This window comes from Bartonella sp. AP57NXGY (genome assembly GCF_042195805.1).
Classification (GTDB): Bacteria; Pseudomonadota; Alphaproteobacteria; order Rhizobiales; family Rhizobiaceae; genus Bartonella.
In genome coordinates this window covers 31,396-49,212 of record NZ_JBHIOZ010000001.1, presented here as the reverse complement: position 1 = coordinate 49,212, position 17,817 = coordinate 31,396, and the positions used below count along the sequence as shown (strand labels likewise).

Sequence of the window (17,817 nt, the reverse complement as noted above, 5' to 3'; positions counted from 1 at the left end):
AGTATTGGTGTTTTATAGCGGCGTGTAGGCTGTATAATGAAGCACCTTCTATAGAGTTAAGCCTATGAGGATCATTATTTAAGGTGTTCTTGATATCATATTTATGTTATTAGCCAATATATTGATTTTAAAAGATCATTGATTTTTTTAGACTCAATAAGAGGTTTAAATACAGGAATGTTGTTTCATTTCAAATTTCCTGTTTCAGAATCCGAAAGAGTCTGTTTGTCTGCTACAAAAGAAGGTATTTATCTTAATGATACCGTTTGTAAAAGAAAATACATCTTCTAAATGTGAGGGCGGCTGCAATATGATATAATGCCGCACAATATAATCATAGTGAAGGCTCATACCTTCATAAATGTCAAAGATGGTGGTGCCCAATAGATCTTAAAATATCTCTTTAAAACAGGTTTTTAGATAAGGAGTACGTTGGAACTTTTAGTGAGGGGTGCAAAAAGATGCTCTAAAAAGACGAAAAAGTAAAAGGGTAAGACAATGCATTATATTCATAAAAATAAGATCGGCGATGATCTACGGATAGTCTGTGGCTGAAAGTAGGAAAGAAAAGTGTGATATTACACTAAAGTTTCGTATCTCTTTATCATGAGAAGTTATGAAGGTTATTAAATAAGTCCATTGTTTTTGCCAAAAGTATTTTCTTTCTTTTTATGTTTGCCGCTCATCTTATGACGCAGTCCGTTGGTATAGCGTAAAATTGATAGGGCACCATCGTCTTTAGTTTAAGTAAAAGTTGTAAGCCGGCATCATCGTTTTATGTTTTTTATCCATATGCTTCTTCTTGTTTGTGATGTGCGGTAGTATGGCTATTCATTAATTCAATAGACGAAGATTTAAAATAAGGGAATCTTACGTTCTTGAGATCTCTCATGTAAATTGTAAAATGATGAGTTATGATTGTAAATCAATGAATTGTTTACGTTAGAAGAACAGAATATAAAAATTTTTGAGCATAGAAACTACTGTGTGTATTATTTTACGGGATCATTTAAATGATAGAGATTAAGAGAAAATGTCTGTATTGATTTCGGTTTGTTATGTTAAAATGCGTTAGAGACTGTTGGTTATTGTAAAATGGTTTATCGTTATTTGGAATGACGATGGGGCGTGATTCGAAACAAATACCTTCAGAGTTCTCATTTTCTCATAAGATTAAGCTGTTTAAGTTCCTCATTGATTGTTACATGAGGGATGTAACAATATTTTAATGATCATTTACAGAAATTTTTTATAAAGATAGATAAGATTTTATTTTCTCTAATTTATTGTTTTATTTAAATAATTCATAGCTTTCTTGCAAGAAGATGTTTTCCATTTTTTACGGTTATTTGTGTAAGATTTTAAAAATCTACGTTTTTCTTTTTGTGGTGATTGCTGTTGGAAAAGTGATTCTACTTTTACGTAGTTTGATTTTTATAGGGTGGATACGTAGAAATTACTGTTTTTTAATATGATCATCAGAGTTATGAAAGAAACTATTTAAAAGTTATAATGATCGTAGATTCTAATTGATGCTTCTTGAAATAAAATTGCTTCAAATTGGGTCATTTTGAACTTTTTTTGCCTAAATTTAAACATTTTTAAATAATTTATAATTCTTTTATGTTTTTTTGCGTAGAAGATGATAAGAATTTCTTGTTGTTTAAAGAATTTTATTCCATAGCAAGAATATTGCATCGGCTATCTTAGTGGTTGATGTAAGAGGACAATCGGGGAACCTCCTCCCCCCCCCCCGCGTGGATCCCCTAGATTGTCTGGCCTGACTGAGGATTTCCTCAGTCAGGCTTTTTGTAATTATTTTAGGAAATGTAAGGTGTTATTAGGGGGAGGTGTAAAATTTGTTATTGTTTCGCCTATAGTACCTAAATACATAGAGGGGCGAGTCTTATTGGGCGGATAGTGTTAGCGTATTCATTTTTAATAATTTGATTTTTCTTTATTGAGGCATTGTTGAATGCTATAAGGGGAATCATAAAAGGAATCTATGTTTGTATTCTGTGGTCTTTAGGTAAGAGATAATGGGATCTTTTTCGCATCGTATTATTTTTATTTTATTCGTATTTTTTATTTTTGGCGCTGTCTTTTTTGCTTCTCGAAGTGGTGTTGTTTATCAGTTTTTTCCCGGTCGCTCTTCTTTTTCTTCTCAGCAGCTTGATGTAACAGAGGAGGAGTTATTAGAGAGATTATCCGTATCTTTTCCAGATATTATCAAGCATCTTTCTAAAATGACCCCTCAACAGCAAGAGTTGTTTATTGCGCAGCTGCGTCGTGATGTAATTGCGCTTGCTTCTAAAAGTGGTCAGAGTCGTGAGCAGGCTCAAAAATCTGGTGAAACTGTTGCTATGGCTCTCTCGAAAGCGATTTCTCGTCCTTCCGTTGCTAATGCTTATTTTTAGCTATTTTTTTAATCGCGCTTTTGGGTTTTATTTTAAGGAGAAAGAGCTTCTCTTGAAATTTTGAAAAGTGCGAGGAGATGATCAATTTGTAAGGTATTAACAGAATTTATCTCTCAAAAGGTAAGCAATTGGAGTATAAGGGTAATGTTGCAATCATTACAGGAGTGATAGAAAGTCTATCAAGGGTATTGGTCCAAGTTAATTGCATTATCAATCGCTACAATGACAAAAGCAGTATTGACTATAATAAAACACGTTAACTGCATTTTATATGCCGGTTATTTTTTTATTTGATATGAGAAAATAAAATTTTTTAAAGGATTTAAGCTTTTTTTGTTCTACGGATTTTAGGATATTTATCCACTTGTGTGATTTCTGAAAATGAGGTGCAAGACTGATAAGATGATAGTCTGTGACAAAGAAAAAATATTTGAATGAAGATGAGAGGTCTATTTTTATTTAAAAAGGCTTTGGGGGTATTGAGTTTTCTAACATTTTTCAAAAAAAATAGACACAAGTAATTGTTAAGCTTTGTTGTAGGGATAAAAACGGATATAACTTTTTTAGTATATTGTTTTATAATGATAATTTATCATTTTATATTGAATGAGAATCTTAAGAATTGTAAAATCCTCTCATTTTAAATTTATCCATGGTGAAAAAATTAAAATCAGTTTCTTGTATACCACAAGTAGAGGCTTGTGTGGATAAAAACTCTTTATAAAAAGGAATTAAAAAGCTTCTTTGAGACATCTTGAGAGCTAAAAGTCTGTTCCAATATTTTGAATTGGTAAAGAGTATGATGGTTTTAGTATATTTATGAATTTTTTATGCGCAATGATGGGGGGATTTGTTTTGTGATTTTTTGAGGTTTTATCGGACATAAAGAGTGCAGTGGGTGTTTATTAATCAGAGAGAAGCGTTGATAACGATTTATATTTTTTGTGAACCTTTTTTGATATCGAGCATCTTCGGTAAAAAGATGCTCTTGTCTCTCTTTCTTTGAGGGATTGATCTCAATAAAAAAATTAATAATCTTATGTAAAAAATATTACATCTAGTTCAGATGCTATTTTTTTAATATAAAAATTGATTGATACAACAGAGATAGCCGCAAGTTATAGATTATATCATTTTATTTGATACGCTATAAGATTAATTATAGTCTTTTTATTTTTTTATTTTATGATATAGAGAAATCTGAGACTTGTGCATAAAGATATATTCTTTTATTTCATAATTTTAGCTTGAAATTGTCTTACTATTTCCTTTTTAAAGACGTTCTTTTGCTTTCTTTTTTGTATAATATATTTGCAAATTACTTGCGGCTAGAATTTGAGAATGTTTGAGTGAAGAGAAAGAAAATGCAATTTTTGAAAATCTTGTTAAATACAGCATGTGCTGTATTTTTTGTATTTGATATAAGTTGGACTCATAGTGTCTTAAATGTTGCGGAATCAGGAGAAACCTCAGTGATTGTTGCTTCTAAGATTTCTGCTCGTCCTTATGAGTTTCTTATTCAGAAACTTGCGAATAAATATAATGTTCCCGTTAATTTAGCACATGCTGTTGTAAAAGTTGAAAGTAATTATAAGGCAGGTATAAAGGGGGCTGCTGGCGAAATAGGTTTGATGCAAATTAAACCCTCTACGGCACGAGGGTTGGGCTTTAGTGGTTCTGTACAGGATTTGTACGATCCTGCGACCAATCTTGAATATGGTATGCGTTATTTGGCAAGGGCCTATAAACTCAGTGGTGGAAGTACGTGTGGTACAATCCTTAAATATAACGCAGGTCATGCTGCAAAAAAAATGAATTCCATTTCAGCGAAATATTGCGCAAAAGTAAAGACTTATCTGGCTTCATTAAAATAAAAACATCTGTTGAGAGAGGTTTGTCATAAAATATTTTAAGATGCTATTTTCACGGAGCAGAAAATGTTTTATAAATCAGTATGTCAGTCGGCTGGGCAGCCGCGCTTGTCTGATACTGAAATACGGCAGGTGAGGAAAGTCCGGGCTCCATGGAAAGACGGTGCCGGGTAACACCCGGCAGGGGTGACCCTAGGGAAAGTGCCACAGAAAGTAAACCGCCTATTTTTATAGGTAAGGGTGAAAGGGTGGAGTAAGAGCCCACCGCGCATTCAGTAATGAATGTGGCAAGGTAAACCCCACCGGGAGCAAGACCAAATAGAAATGACGTGCAAAATTTAATTTGCAGCCGATTTCCGGGCGAGTCATTCGGGTAGGTTGCACGAGGCGGATGGTAACATCCGTCCCAGATGAATGGTTGCCATGTAAAGTGTAAGCTTTACTCTACAGAACCCGGCTTATAGGCCGACTGATATTTCATGATGATAGGCGATATTTTATAAGATCAATTATATATGGTCTTTTATGGAGTCTATGTGTTTGAAATGGACACTTGAGCAAAGGGTGTTTAAAAAAATTATAACATTTCTTTAAGTATAATGCGTTAGGATCTGTTTTGGGATAACTTTAGTTTTTTCGTTCATTGTGATTAATGTGAAAGTTGAAGGTCAGGTTATTCTAAGATCAGTTGCCATGAGAGAGCTGTTGATTTAAGACAGCATAACTTCAAGACGGATTATTTTGATAAAGCAGGATCAAAGAGCTGAACGCCATATTCCAGTGTTGTTACAGCCAGTTTTGGCTGGGCTTATGCCATTGGTTGGAGCAAAAGTAATTGATGGTACCTTTGGTGCTGGTGGGTATACGCGCGCTTTATTAAAGGCAGGAGCACAGGTGATTGCTCTTGATCGTGATCCTCATGCTATCAGCGCGGGACAATCGCTTGTTGATGAATTTTTTCCACGCCTTCGTTTGGTCCATATGGCGTTTTCACAGCTCGATCGTGTCGTTGAAGAGAAGGTGGATGCAGTTATTTTGGATATTGGTGTCTCTTCAATGCAGCTTGATGAAGCAGAAAGAGGTTTTTCTTTTCAAAAAGATGGTCCATTGGATATGCGAATGGCTCAGACTGGTTTTACAGCCAGCGATGTTGTCAATCATTTAAAAGCAAGGGATTTGGCACGTATTTTTAAGATATTAGGGGAAGAGCGTTATGCGGGGCGAATTGCACGGATGATTGAAAAGCGTCGTGTTGTGCAGCCTTTTTTGCGTACAGGTGATTTGGCGTATGCTATCGAAACGTTGATAGGACGTAAGCCGGGAGATCGTATTCATCCGGCAACACGTGTATTTCAGGCTCTTCGTATCTATGTTAATGATGAAATTGGTGAATTGGCATGTGGTTTATTTGCTGCTGAACGCGTTTTAAAAGCTGGAGGCCGTTTGGGGGTTGTCAGTTTTCATTCTCTTGAAGATCGTATGGTCAAAAGATTTTTTTCGGCTCGTTCTGGAGAATGTATGAGATCACGCTATCTGCCAGAAATAAAGGCTGCTCCAGCAACATTTTTTCCTTTGTTTCGAGGTGGGATCACGGCAACTAAAGAGGAGTTACAGAAAAATCCTCGTTCACGTTCTGCGAGGTTGCGTATTGGTGTACGGACTGAAGCAGAGGCTCTTGCAGCAGATATGAAATTATTTGGTTTAGCAGAGATTGCCAGTTTTGAAGGCAGCAAAAAATGACAGTTTTTCGTACATTTGATATGATTTTAGTGTTGATTATGATTTGTATGGCAGGACTTACTTATAAGGTAAAATATGATGTTCAAAAGCGAATGAACGAAGTTCTTCATCTTGAGCATGAAATTGCTGCAGCAAAAAATACGGTAAGTTTGCTTCATGCTGAGTGGGCTGTGATGATAAGGCCTTCACGCATGCAAAAACTTGCGAAACGTTATCAGAAAGAACTTGGGTTAGAGGTTATACAGCCGCGTCAAATCGTGGAGTTTAAAGACATTCCGGTACGGGTACATGATCAAATTGAAGAAGTGATTAAACAAAATATCTTGGAAGATAATCAAGATATTTTGACAAATAATCGGGCTTCTCAGATCAATAGTGTTGTCCAAAAAGGCGCGCAGTAATGAAATCGACTTTTTTATTCTCACAGAAGAAAAAGCGCTTAAAGAATTCGTTGAATAATCATAATGTTTCTGTTCGTCGTCCCTATTCTAGTCGTCCACGTTTGCTTTTTTCGTTGTTCTGCTTTTTAATTTTATATGGCATCATGGGGGCTTGCCTTATTTCTTATGGGTTGGAAGGTGGACAGATTGAAGAAGCAAAAGGGCCTGGAGTTCTTCAATTGATGGCACGTCCTGATATCGTTGATCGTAATGGTCGTTTATTGGCAACAGATATTAAAACTTATTCACTTTTTGCTGAGCCACGACGTATTATTGATGTGGATGAAACAATTGAATTGCTCTCAACAGTTTTGCCTGATCTTAATTGGCAGGAAACCTATAAGCGCTTAAAAAGAAAATCTAGTTTTTCTTGGATACAGCGGGGGTTAACACCAATGCAGAAGACGCAAATTATGGCTCTTGGTATACCAGGAATTGGTTTTCGGACTGAAATTCGTCGTTTTTATCCTGATGGACCTGTAACTTCCCATATTCTCGGTATGGTGAATGTTGATAATCAGGGCATTGCAGGTATGGAAAAATATATTGATGATGCGGGGTTGAGTGCTTTGCGTGCCGCTGGTCTTGCCATGGAAGAATCGTTAAAACAAGTTCAGCTTTCGATTGATGTGCGTGTTCAGGCAATTGTTCATGATGAACTTATTCAGGCTATGAAGCGTTATAAGGCAATTGCTGCAGGAGCTGTTATTTTAAATATACATACGGGGGAAGTTTTGGCTTTGGCATCACTACCAGATTTTGATCCTGGAAATCCTATCGAAGCTTTAAAAAGTGATCGTCTCAATCGGATGACGGCAGGAGCTTTTGAAATGGGATCAATTATTAAAAGTTTTACGACCGCCATGGCACTTGATTCCAATATTTTTCATTTAAACAGTATTATTGATGCTTCAAAGCCAATAAAAGCAAGTAGTGGGTATACTATTCATGATTTTCATGGAAAAAATCGACCCTTAACGTTATGGGAGGTTTTTATTTATTCTTCTAATATTGGTTCTGCTAAAGAGGCATTGGCGATAGGGATTGATAAACATCGTGGTTTTTTACAAAAACTTGGATTACTGGATCGTCTCACAACAGAGTTGCCTGAAGTTGCCCACCCTATTGTGCCACATCATTGGAAGGATATACATTCTATGACGATTTCTTTTGGGCATGGTATGGCAACAACACCCTTGCAAACAGCTGTCGGGGCTGCTGCTTTAATGAATGGTGGTTGGTTAATTGCTCCGACATTTTTAAAACGCACAAAAGAACAAACTCTGCACCATGCAAAACGGGTTTTGCAGGCTAAAACAAGTCAAAATATGCGTTACCTTTATCAATTAAATAGTGATATTGGTTCTGGACGTAATGCAAAAGTAGAAGGCTATCGTGTAGGTGGTAAGACAGGAACAGCTGAAAAAGTTGAAAATGGAAAATATTCTAAAACAAAAAATTTCAATAGTTTTCTTGCTGCTTTTCCTATTGAAGATCCTGCTTATGTTGTTTTAACAATTATCGATGAACCAAAGCCAGAGGAGGGACAGCGTTCAGCAACAGCGGGAATGAATGCTGGACCAATGCTTGCTAATATTGTTCGTCGCACAGCTAGTTTTCTTGGTGTAAAACCCGATTTTAAAAAAGAATATGAGCCTCTTTTAAGTAAAAAGAGCAATTCAAGTTTCGTTAAACAACGGTAAAATGAATATAAAGGTGCGTTATCATGTTGTTGGGAACAGTTTTTACAGAATGTGTTGAAGATGAAAGTCTTTCTTCAATAGAAATAACAGGAATAAGTGTGGATTCTCGGCAAGTTTTGCCAGGCTATGTTTTTGTCGCTGTTCAAGGAAAAAAAAGTGATGGAAGGCACTATATAGATGATGCGATAAAGCGTGGCGCACGAGCAATCGTTACAGATTATCATGCTGTTCTTGAGGATTTATCTGTTCCCATTTTACGTGTTTCTAATGTTCGTCATAGTTTAGCGTTGGCAGCTGCACGTTTTTACGGTTCTCAGCCTGAAACGGTCGTTGCTGTGACTGGTACAAGTGGTAAAACATCTGTTGTCTCTTTTCTTCGGCAAATTTGGACTTATGCTGGATTTTGTGCTGCGAGTATAGGAACGGTTGGTGTTGTTTCTCCTAAACGGAATGTTTATGGTTCTCTCACAACACCTGATCCGGTCGTCTTGCACCGTCTTCTTTATGAAATTTCTCATGAAGGTGTGACTCATGCAGCTCTTGAAGCTTCTTCGCATGGGCTTGACCAAGGACGACTTGATGGAGTCCGTTTAACGGCTGGTGCCTTTACCAATTTAGGGCGAGATCACATGGATTATCACACGGGGGTAGAGGATTATTTGCGGGCTAAAATGAGGTTGTTTGATACACTTTTGCCTGTATCTGCTCCTGCTTTGATTTTTGCTGATGATGTTTATTCACAAAAGGTTATTGATGTTGTTACACAAGCGCGCCGCCGTGTCTTGACAATTGGTCGTAAGGGGCAATTTATCACGATTAATCGTGTCGAACATCAACGCTCAAAACAGTGTATTGAGTGTCGTGTGGAAAACAATATTTATACATTTGATTTGCCTTTAGCTGGAGATTTTCAGGTCGCCAATGCGCTTATGGCAGCGGGGTTAGCAATTGCAACGGGCGTTTCACCTCGTAAGGTTTTTTCTGCGCTTGAAACTTTGCAGGGGGCACCTGGGCGGTTAGAGTTTGTGGGAAAGACAGAAAATAATGCGCTTGTTTACATTGATTATGCCCATAAACCAGAAGCTTTGGAGCAGGTTTTGCTTTCTGTTCGTCCCTTTACGCAAGGGCGCTTGATCGTTGTTTTTGGTTGTGGAGGAGATCGTGATCAAGGGAAAAGACCTTTGATGGGAAAAATTGCGGCGGATAAAGCGGACATTGTTATTGTAACGGATGATAATCCTCGCACAGAAATGCCAGAAAAAATACGCAAGGATATTTTACAGGCGGTGCCAACAGCAATAGAGATAGCAGATCGTGGAGAGGCTATTTCTTACGCGGTGGAGCTTTTGAAAGTTGGTGATACATTAATCATTGCTGGAAAAGGTCATGAGGATGGCCAAATTATAGGGCAGACAACTTATCCTTTTTCAGATCGTCTGAAAGCGATAGAAGCTTTAGAGGACCGAAAGAAATGACAGCTTTATGGGATAAGCAAGCACTTGTTGCTGCAGTTAATGGTGTTGTAATGGGAAGCCTGCCAGAAACTTTTTCTGGGGTTTCCATTGATAGCCGTACTCTTGCGGAAGGGGATGTTTTTTTCTGCATTAAAGGGCATCATCTTGATGGTCATGATTTTGCTGCGCAAGCTTATGAACGAGGTGCAGGCGTTCTTATCGTTACGGAACACCGTTTGAGGGATATGAAAAAGATATCGGCTCCACTCATTGTCGTTCCTGATGTTTTGAAAGCCTTAGAACAACTTGCACAAGCTGCACGCAAACGTTCAAGAGCTAAGATTATCGCGATAACAGGATCGGTGGGAAAAACAACGACAAAAGAAGCTTTGAAACAAGCACTTGCAACGGCTGGGAATGTTCATGCGAATCTCGCTTCTTTAAACAATTGCTGGGGGGTTCCACTCACTTTAGCGCGGATGCCTGTGGAGAGTGATTATGGTATCTTTGAAATTGGCATGAATCACAGAGATGAAATTCGCCCTCTGGTCAAACTGGTTTGTCCGCATGTTGCTCTCATTACGCATATTTGTGCAGGACATATGGGTTTTTTCAAGGATCTTGAAGAAATAGCAAAGGCAAAAGCTGAAATTTTTGAAGGATTGGATGAGGAAGGCATTGCCATTTTAAATGCGGATAGTGATTTTTTTTCTTATCTCGTTCAAAAAGCAAAGAAATGCGGTGTAAAAAAGATCTTAAGCTTTGGTGAGGCTAAAGATGCTGATTATCAAGCGCATGATATACGTCTTCTAACCGATAGTTCTTCTATGATTGTGCGTATGGGGGGGCGGGATAGGGAGGTCCAAATTGGTGCTCCTGGGCGCCATATTGTGCAAAATAGTTTAGGGGTTATTGCTGCTTGTGATGCTATGGGGGTTGAGCTAGAGCCTGTTTTTCTTTCTTTTCGCCATTTTTCTTCTCAAAAGGGGCGAGGTGTTCGTTATCGACTGTCTTTATCAAATGGGGGTGAATTTTATCTCATTGATGAAAGCTATAATGCAAATCCTGCTTCTATGCGTGCTGCACTTGAGCTTCTTGCTACAGGGCCTGTAGGGAAAGGGGGGCGGCGAATTGCTATTTTAGGAGATATGCTAGAGTTAGGGGAGTATAGTGAAAAGCTTCATCGTGATTTAATAAAACCAATACGTCTTTCTGGTGCTAATCCGGTTTTTCTATTTGGTGAGGCGATGAAATCTTTAGTCAGTGATTTGTCTGCTGGTGTTAAGGTTCATTATGCTGAAAATATTGAGAAAATTTTATCGCTTCTTTTAGCAGAAATTTCTTCTGGGGATCTGCTTATGGTTAAATCATCCAATAGCCTTTGTTCATCAAATATTGTGACTGCATTGCTTGATCGCTATAAAGCGGTTTCTTCATAGTTTTAAGAGGTTTTTTTATTCCATGATGCTATTTTTTTCTTCGTTTAGTGATTGGCTTCCAGGTGTGAATGTATTTCGTTATATTACTTTTCGCACGATAGCGGCTATGCTTACTTCGGGGCTTATCGTCTTTTTGTTTGGACCTAGCATCATTGCTTCTCTTAAATTGCGGCAGGGTAAGGGGCAACCGATTCGTGCTGATGGTCCTCAAACACATTTTAAAAAGGCTGGAACACCTACAATGGGTGGATTGATGATTTTAATCGGCATTGTGGTATCGGCATTTTTATGGGGTAATTTATCGAATATTTACTTTTGGGTATCGCTATTGGTTATGCTTTCTTTTGGGGGAATTGGATTTTATGACGATTATCTTAAGGTCACAAAACAAACAGACAAAGGATTTTCTGGGAAAGCACGATTAAGCTTGGAGTTTTTTGTTGCGGCAATTGCGGCTTTTGCCATCTTGAAAATTGGCTCATCTGGATTAGCTTTGCCTTTTTTAAAAGATTATCTTATCAATTTGGGCTGGTTTTTTATTCCTTTTTCTGCTTTCGTCATTGTTGCGACGGGTAATGCGGTTAATTTAACGGATGGACTCGATGGGCTTGCTATTGTTCCTGTGATGGTTGCAGCTTTATCTTTTGCTCTGATTGCTTATCTTTCTGGTAATATGAATTTTGCTGATTATCTCCAAATCCATTATGTATCGGGAACAGGTGAATTGGCTGTTTTATTGGGAGCTGTTGTTGGGGCAGGGCTTGGTTTTTTATGGTTTAATGCACCACCTGCAGCTATTTTTATGGGAGATACTGGTTCATTGGCTCTTGGAGGACTCTTAGGGACTGTTGCGGTTGCTACGAAACACGAAATTGTTTTGGTTCTTATTGGTGGGCTTTTTGTTGTGGAAGCTTTTTCGGTCGTTATTCAGGTTGGTTATTTCAAATTAACAAGAAAACGCGTGTTTCTTATGGCACCGATACATCATCATTTTGAGAAAAAAGGCTGGACTGAAAGCCAAGTCGTGATACGCTTTTGGATTATTTCGATTGTTCTCGCTCTCATAGGTCTTTCAACACTTAAATTGCGGTGAGAATGTGATTTCTGTTACGTGTTATAAAGGTCAAAAAGTTGCTCTGTTTGGATTGGGACAGTCTGGACTAGCAACGGCACAAGCATTGATGTGCGGTGGCGCAGAAGTGGTGGCGTGGGATGATAGTTCTTCAAGCGTGCAAATGGCTTTTCGGCACAATATTCCAACACGAGATCTCCGTTATGAAGATTGGTCAGAATTTGTTGCATTGATTGTAGCTCCTGGAGTTCCTTTAAGTTATCCTCAGCCCCATTGGATTGTTGAAAAAGCACGAAAAAAAAATATAGAAATTATCGGTGATATTGAATTATTTGTTCGTGCGCGCCAGCATTTTTTACAACATTATGGTTTGTGTGACCAAGATGTTCCTTTCATTGCGATTACGGGGACGAATGGCAAGTCAACCACAACGGCTTTACTTGCGCATTTGTTGGAAAAAATGGGCTATGATGTGCAGATGGGGGGAAATATCGGAAAAGCAATATTGACGCTTAAGCCATTTGTTAAAAAACGTATCTATGTGATTGAATGTTCATCATTTCAAATTGATCTTACTCCCTCTCTTCAGCCGACCATTGGACTTTTATTGAATTTAACACCTGATCATATTGATCGACATGGGAGTTTTGCCTGTTATGTGCAAACCAAAAGGCATCTGATTGCTCAGGCTTCTCAGGCTTTCATTTCAGTTGATGATGCAGCTTGTCGGGTTTTATATCAACAGTTACTTCATGATGGGAAGCAAATTGAGGCAATTTCCAAGGATCATTTTGTTGAAAATGGTTTTTATGCAGATGGGACCAAGCTCTTTTCTGTTCGTCAAGGACAGAGTCATATGCTTGCAGATCTTGCTCCTATGGCGGGGTTACGTGGGAGTCATAATGCGCAAAATGCCCTTATGGCATTAGCAACATTGCAGGCTTTAAAAATAACCGATCCTTCTGTGAACAAGCATTTGGCAAGTTATAAAGGGTTGGATCATCGTATGCAGCAGGTGCGTAAAATGGGGGCGGTTTTGTTTATCAATGACAGCAAGGCTACTAATGCAGATGCAACAGCTCCTGCGCTTTCCACCTTTAATGATATTTTTTGGATTGTTGGAGGACAGGCAAAAAAGGGAGGGATAGAGTCTCTTAGAGAATTTTTTCCTAAAATTCGTAAAGCCTATTTGATTGGGAGCGCGGCGGAAGAATTTGCTCGCACTATTGGATCTGCTTTTCCCTTTTCTATGAGCTTAACTTTGAAAAATGCGGTGTGTGAAGCAGCTGTTGACGCAATGGGTTTTCAGGCAAAAGAGGTGACGGTTCTTTTGTCACCTGCTTGTGCAAGTTATGACCAATTTAAAAATTATGAAATGCGAGGCGAAGCATTTGTCTCTTTTGTGATGCAGTTACAATAAAAAAGCATCAGTTATAAAAAAATATTTTTGCGTTAAGACTCCAGAATCTTTTTTTGTGTAATTTAGTTTTTAAAGTGTTTGTTAAACAGGCTGGGGAACCATATTACTTTGAGATAATTTATAAAATGGATAAGGTGGATACCATGGTGACGCGTGCAGATAGAGATCCAATTGCTAATTGGTGGTGGACGATTGATCGCTCTATCTTTGCAGCTTGTTTAATTTTAATGGGAATTGGCATTATGCTGTCTTTTGCTGCCAGCCCTATTATTGCAAAAAAAATCGGAATTGCTGATAGTTTTTATTTTGTTCGGTGGCATATCATTTTTAGCATTTCAGCATTTTTTACGATGGTTACCATTTCCTTTTTTTCGCTTTCTAATATTCGTCGTTTATGTGCTCTTTTGCTCATTGTAACGCTTGCTCTTATGGTTGCAACCTTATTTTGGGGTCCAGAATTAAAGGGAGCACGGAGGTGGATTCTACTATTTGGTTTTTCTGTACAGGCTTCAGAGTTTATGAAGCCAGCTTTTGTGGTTATGTCCGCTTGGCTTTTTTCGGAACAGATACGCAAGAGGGGCATTCTGGGTTATACGTTAGCGATTCTACTTTATGCCATTTGTTGTGTGCTTCTGGTTTTGCAGCCTGATATTGGACAAACAGTTTTAATAAGTGCAACATGGGGGGGGCTGTTTTTTATTGCTGGTGTCCCTCTTACTATTATTTTTCTCTTTCTCATTTTAGGCGTTGTAGGAATTATTTTAGCTTATTTTTTTCTGCATCATGTGCGCGAGCGGATCAATGGTTTTTTGACAGGTGAAGGAGATACTTTTCAAGTGGATGTGGGACGTGAGGCTATTTTGAATGGTGGTTGGTTTGGGCAAGGTCCTGGGGAGGGCACAGTAAAACGTATCATTCCTGATAGCCATACAGATTTTGTATTTTCCGTTGCTGCTGAAGAATATGGTATTATTCTTTGTTTATTAATTATGATGCTGTTTGGCTTTATCGTTATGCGTTCATTGTATATAGCCATGAATACACGTGATTCCTTTATACGTCTTGGTATTACTGGCATAGCAATGATGATTGGCTTTCAATCAGCTATTAATATGGCCGTTAATCTTCACTTAATTCCTCCAAAAGGTATGACATTGCCTTTTATTTCTTATGGTGGTTCTTCGATGGTGGCGATTGCGTTTTCAATGGGCATTTTGCTTAGTTTAACACGTCGTTGGCCAGAAGCGCGCCTTTCAGCTTTTTCTTCCTCTTCTGTCTTGGATACCCCTTATGAATGATAAAAAAGTTATTATTTTGGTGGCTGGTGGTACAGGTGGACATCTTTTTCCTGCTGAAGCCCTTTCTGTTGAATTAAGGCAGCGTGGATATGATGTTCATTTAATAACAGATGAAAGAGCACGCCCTTTTGTTCGGTGTTTTGATGAAGAGCATATTCATATCGTTTCATCGGCAACATTTACACGACGCCATCCTTTTGCTCTGATAAAGACGTTTTGGTCTTTGCTAAGGGGTATGGGGCAATCGTTGGCGTTGTTTTATAAATTACGTCCTGTTCTTGTTGGAGGATTTGGGGGGTATCCGAGCTTTCCTCCTCTTTTTATTGCGGCTTTAACGAGGCGTGTGACATTTATTCATGAACAAAATGCTGTTATGGGGCGTGCCAATCGGGTGTTGGCAATTTTTGTGCGTGCAATCGCTGGTGGTTTGTTGTCGCCAAATGGCGCTTATGCTCATAAAATACTTTTGACGGGGAATCCTGTCCGTGAGGCTGTGTTGAAGGCGGCCAAAATTCCTTATCATTCTTCAGAGGGAGAAAAGCCATTTAATTTTTTGATTTTTGGAGGTAGTCAAGGGGCTTCTGCTTTTTCACATATTGTTCCAGAAGCTATTGCTTTATTTGATGATAAGAACCGTAAACGTTTACGAATTGTACAGCAAGTCCGCGGTGAAGCAGGAAGGTTGATCAAAATCTATCGTGATATGGGGGTACAAGCAGAAGTTGCTCCTTTCTTTGATGATATGGCTGAACGTATGGCACATGCTCATTTTATTTTGTCGCGCGCTGGGGCTTCGTCCGTTTGTGAGATAGCGGTGATTGGTAGACCTGCTCTGCTTGTTCCCTATCCCCATGCTTTAGATCATGATCAGGCTGCCAATGCAGCTTTGCTTGCTCGTGTGGGGGGAGCACAAATTATATCAGAAAAAGATTTAAATGCACAAAAGCTTTCTTCTCTTTTAATGCACGCTTGTTGTGCGCCCCATTTATTGGAAAAACAAGCGCTTGCTGCAAAAAAAGTTGGACAACCTCATGCAACCCGTCGCCTTGCTGATATGGCTGAATCCTTAACTGCAGGGCGATTGTTGTCAGATATAAAAGAGGAGCTTTTTAATGAAAATGCCACTTGATATAGGCGTTATCCATTTTATCGGAATCGGGGGGATCGGTATGAGTGGAATTGCGGAGGTTTTTTATAATCTTGGCTATAAAGTTCAAGGGTCAGATCAAGTTGAAAGTGCAAATGTTGAACGTTTGCGGAAAAAAGGAATTAACGTTCATATAGGTCATTGTGCTGAAAACTTAGGGAATGCAGAGGTTGTTGTTTTTTCTACTGCCGTTAAAAAAACAAATCCTGAGTATATTGCTGCAAAGGAAAGACATTTGCCGCTTGTCAGACGTGCAGAAATGCTGGCGGAGCTGATGCGATTTCGGCGTGCAATTGCAGTGGGTGGTACACATGGTAAAACAACAACCACATCAATGGTCGCAGCCCTTCTTGATGCTGGTCATTTTGATCCAGTGGTGATTAATGGCGGTATTATTAATGCTTATGGTACGAATTCTCGTACGGGAGATGGCGATTGGATGATTGTTGAAGCTGATGAAAGTGATGGTACATTTTTAAAGCTGCCTGCTGATATTGCTGTTATTACTAATATTGACGCTGAGCATTTGGATCATTATGGAAGTTTTGATGCTGTGCGTGAGGCTTTTCGGCAATTCGTAGAAAATGTTCCTTTTTATGGTTTTGCTGTTTTGTGTCTTGATCATCCAGAGGTTCAGTCATTGGCGGGCCGTATTGATGATCGTTGGGTGATCACTTATGGTGCAAATCCACAAGCGGATGTTCGTTTTCTTAATCTTTCGATGGATGGTCAAAAAACGCATTTTGATGTTCTTGTTCGCTCACGCAAAACAGGAAGAAAGATTGAGTTGAAAAATTTGCTTTTGCCCATGGCAGGGCAGCATAATGTTGCCAATGCAACGGCGGCGATTGCTATTGCGCATGAACTTGGCATTTCAAATGAAGCTATAAAAAGGGGCTTAGCAGAATTTGGCGGAGTAAAACGGCGTTTTACGCGAACAGGAAGTTGGCGTGGCATTGAAATATTTGATGATTATGGACATCATCCTGTTGAAATAAAGGCTGTTTTGCGTGCTGCACGTGAGAGTGCAAAAGGGCGTGTTATTGCGATTGCACAACCCCATCGGTATTCGCGTTTGTATCATTTATTTGATGATTTTGCTGCTTGTTTTAATGATGCAGATACAGTGTTGATTACGCCCGTTTATGCGGCTGGTGAAGAGCCTATTGTAGGATTTGGTTCTCAAGAATTGGTAGAGCATATTAAAATGGCGGGTCATCGTGATGTGCGCTTGATACATGGTTTGGAAGATGTTGTGTCTCTTGTCTCAAAATTTGCTCAGGCAGAGGATTATGTTGTTTTTCTTGGTGCTGGCAATATCACACAATGGGCTTGTGCTTTGCCTCATCAGTTAGCGGTATTGGATGGTCATGATAAATTTTCAGCACATTGATGGTGAGGCGCTATTGGCGCAATTGCAACCACTGTTAGGTGGCGTGAGAGGAAAGCTTACACCTAATGTTGAGATGCGTAAGGTAACGTGGTTTCGCACGGGCGGGTTGGCAGAGCTTTTTTATCAGCCTGTCGATGAAGAAGATTTGGCTCTCTTTCTTCAAAATTTGCCTGAATTTGTTCCTGTAACAATTGTCGGTATTGGTTCTAATCTTCTGGTGCGTGATGGGGGGGTTCCTGGTGTTGTGATTCGTCTTTCGCCAAAAAAATTTGGGCAAGTGAAGCAAGTTTCTCCAAAAGGCTTTTTAGTTGGTGCTGGTACGGCGGATAAACATTTAGCTGCTGCCGCTTTAGAAGCTGAGATTGCAGGTTTTCATTTTTATCATGGTATTCCTGGAGGTCTTGGAGGAGCTCTCAAAATGAA

Annotated in this window: 13 protein-coding genes and 1 other RNA gene; all 14 read left to right on the top strand. The window is 38.9% G+C overall.

Annotation, left to right across the window (positions count from 1 at the left end; all coding sequences use genetic code 11):
• Positions 1 to 2,039: 2,039 nt before the first annotated feature.
• Entirely contained in the window at positions 2,040 to 2,417 is a 378-nt protein-coding gene (locus ACFIL8_RS00210; protein WP_375611985.1) for a hypothetical protein, read from the top strand.
• Between the two features lie 1,364 nt (positions 2,418 to 3,781).
• A complete protein-coding gene (locus ACFIL8_RS00205) occupies positions 3,782 to 4,291 on the top strand; it encodes a lytic transglycosylase domain-containing protein (protein WP_375613362.1) in 510 nt (169 codons plus the stop codon).
• A gap of 83 nt (positions 4,292 to 4,374) precedes the next feature.
• An RNA gene (gene rnpB, locus ACFIL8_RS00200) (RNase P RNA component class A) lies at positions 4,375 to 4,765 on the top strand.
• Between the two features lie 264 nt (positions 4,766 to 5,029).
• Positions 5,030 to 6,028: a 16S rRNA (cytosine(1402)-N(4))-methyltransferase RsmH gene (rsmH, locus tag ACFIL8_RS00195; RefSeq protein ID WP_375613363.1), complete on the top strand. Its 999-nt coding sequence runs from the start codon at positions 5,030 to 5,032 to the stop codon at positions 6,026 to 6,028.
• Positions 6,025 to 6,429 (top strand): hypothetical protein, encoded by a 405-nt coding sequence (locus tag ACFIL8_RS00190; protein ID WP_375611988.1) that lies wholly within the window; start codon positions 6,025 to 6,027, stop codon positions 6,427 to 6,429. Before rsmH ends, ACFIL8_RS00190 begins: the two co-directional genes overlap by 4 nt.
• On the top strand, positions 6,429 to 8,171 hold the full coding sequence (locus ACFIL8_RS00185) for a peptidoglycan D,D-transpeptidase FtsI family protein (protein ID WP_375613364.1): 1,743 nt from the start codon (positions 6,429 to 6,431) through the stop codon (positions 8,169 to 8,171). Before ACFIL8_RS00190 ends, ACFIL8_RS00185 begins: the two co-directional genes overlap by 1 nt.
• Before the next feature lie 23 nt (positions 8,172 to 8,194).
• Positions 8,195 to 9,646, top strand: coding sequence for a UDP-N-acetylmuramoyl-L-alanyl-D-glutamate--2,6-diaminopimelate ligase (locus tag ACFIL8_RS00180; RefSeq protein WP_375611990.1), 1,452 nt, complete (start codon positions 8,195 to 8,197; stop codon positions 9,644 to 9,646).
• Positions 9,643 to 11,064, top strand: a complete 1,422-nt coding sequence (gene murF, locus ACFIL8_RS00175; protein WP_375688715.1) for a UDP-N-acetylmuramoyl-tripeptide--D-alanyl-D-alanine ligase — start codon at positions 9,643 to 9,645, stop codon at positions 11,062 to 11,064. Before ACFIL8_RS00180 ends, murF begins: the two co-directional genes overlap by 4 nt.
• A 22-nt stretch (positions 11,065 to 11,086) precedes the next feature.
• Positions 11,087 to 12,157: a phospho-N-acetylmuramoyl-pentapeptide-transferase gene (gene mraY, locus ACFIL8_RS00170; protein WP_375611992.1), complete on the top strand. Its 1,071-nt coding sequence runs from the start codon at positions 11,087 to 11,089 to the stop codon at positions 12,155 to 12,157.
• Positions 12,158 to 12,161: 4 nt separating this feature from the next.
• Entirely contained in the window at positions 12,162 to 13,556 is a 1,395-nt protein-coding gene (gene murD, locus ACFIL8_RS00165) for a UDP-N-acetylmuramoyl-L-alanine--D-glutamate ligase (RefSeq protein WP_375686121.1), read from the top strand.
• 143 nt (positions 13,557 to 13,699) lie between these two features.
• Entirely contained in the window at positions 13,700 to 14,854 is a 1,155-nt protein-coding gene (locus ACFIL8_RS00160) for an FtsW/RodA/SpoVE family cell cycle protein (RefSeq protein WP_375621370.1), read from the top strand.
• Positions 14,847 to 15,983, top strand: coding sequence for an undecaprenyldiphospho-muramoylpentapeptide beta-N-acetylglucosaminyltransferase (gene murG / locus ACFIL8_RS00155; RefSeq protein WP_375638335.1), 1,137 nt, complete (start codon positions 14,847 to 14,849; stop codon positions 15,981 to 15,983). The genes ACFIL8_RS00160 and murG overlap by 8 nt, the downstream gene beginning before the upstream one ends.
• Positions 15,967 to 17,394: a UDP-N-acetylmuramate--L-alanine ligase gene (gene murC, locus ACFIL8_RS00150; RefSeq protein WP_375632331.1), complete on the top strand. Its 1,428-nt coding sequence runs from the start codon at positions 15,967 to 15,969 to the stop codon at positions 17,392 to 17,394. The genes murG and murC overlap by 17 nt, the downstream gene beginning before the upstream one ends.
• Positions 17,372 to 17,817: FAD-binding protein (locus ACFIL8_RS00145; protein ID WP_375688713.1), on the top strand; the 446-nt coding region annotated here is incomplete at its 3' end. The genes murC and ACFIL8_RS00145, both read left to right, overlap by 23 nt.

Bases quoted from the DNA above. Each gene is read 5' to 3' on its own strand.
- ACFIL8_RS00210 (WP_375611985.1), top strand. From the start codon at position 2,040: ATGGGATCTTTTTCGCATCGTATTATTTTTATTTTATTCGTATTTTTT.
- ACFIL8_RS00180 (WP_375611990.1), top strand. From the start codon at position 8,195: ATGTTGTTGGGAACAGTTTTTACAGAATGTGTTGAAGATGAAAGTCTT.
- murF (WP_375688715.1), top strand. From the start codon at position 9,643: ATGACAGCTTTATGGGATAAGCAAGCACTTGTTGCTGCAGTTAATGGT.
- mraY (WP_375611992.1), top strand. From the start codon at position 11,087: ATGATGCTATTTTTTTCTTCGTTTAGTGATTGGCTTCCAGGTGTGAAT.
- ACFIL8_RS00185 (WP_375613364.1), top strand. From the start codon at position 6,429: ATGAAATCGACTTTTTTATTCTCACAGAAGAAAAAGCGCTTAAAGAAT.
- ACFIL8_RS00205 (WP_375613362.1), top strand. From the start codon at position 3,782: ATGCAATTTTTGAAAATCTTGTTAAATACAGCATGTGCTGTATTTTTT.
- ACFIL8_RS00190 (WP_375611988.1), top strand. From the start codon at position 6,025: ATGACAGTTTTTCGTACATTTGATATGATTTTAGTGTTGATTATGATT.
- ACFIL8_RS00160 (WP_375621370.1), top strand. From the start codon at position 13,700: ATGGTGACGCGTGCAGATAGAGATCCAATTGCTAATTGGTGGTGGACG.
- murC (WP_375632331.1), top strand. From the start codon at position 15,967: ATGAAAATGCCACTTGATATAGGCGTTATCCATTTTATCGGAATCGGG.
- murG (WP_375638335.1), top strand. From the start codon at position 14,847: ATGAATGATAAAAAAGTTATTATTTTGGTGGCTGGTGGTACAGGTGGA.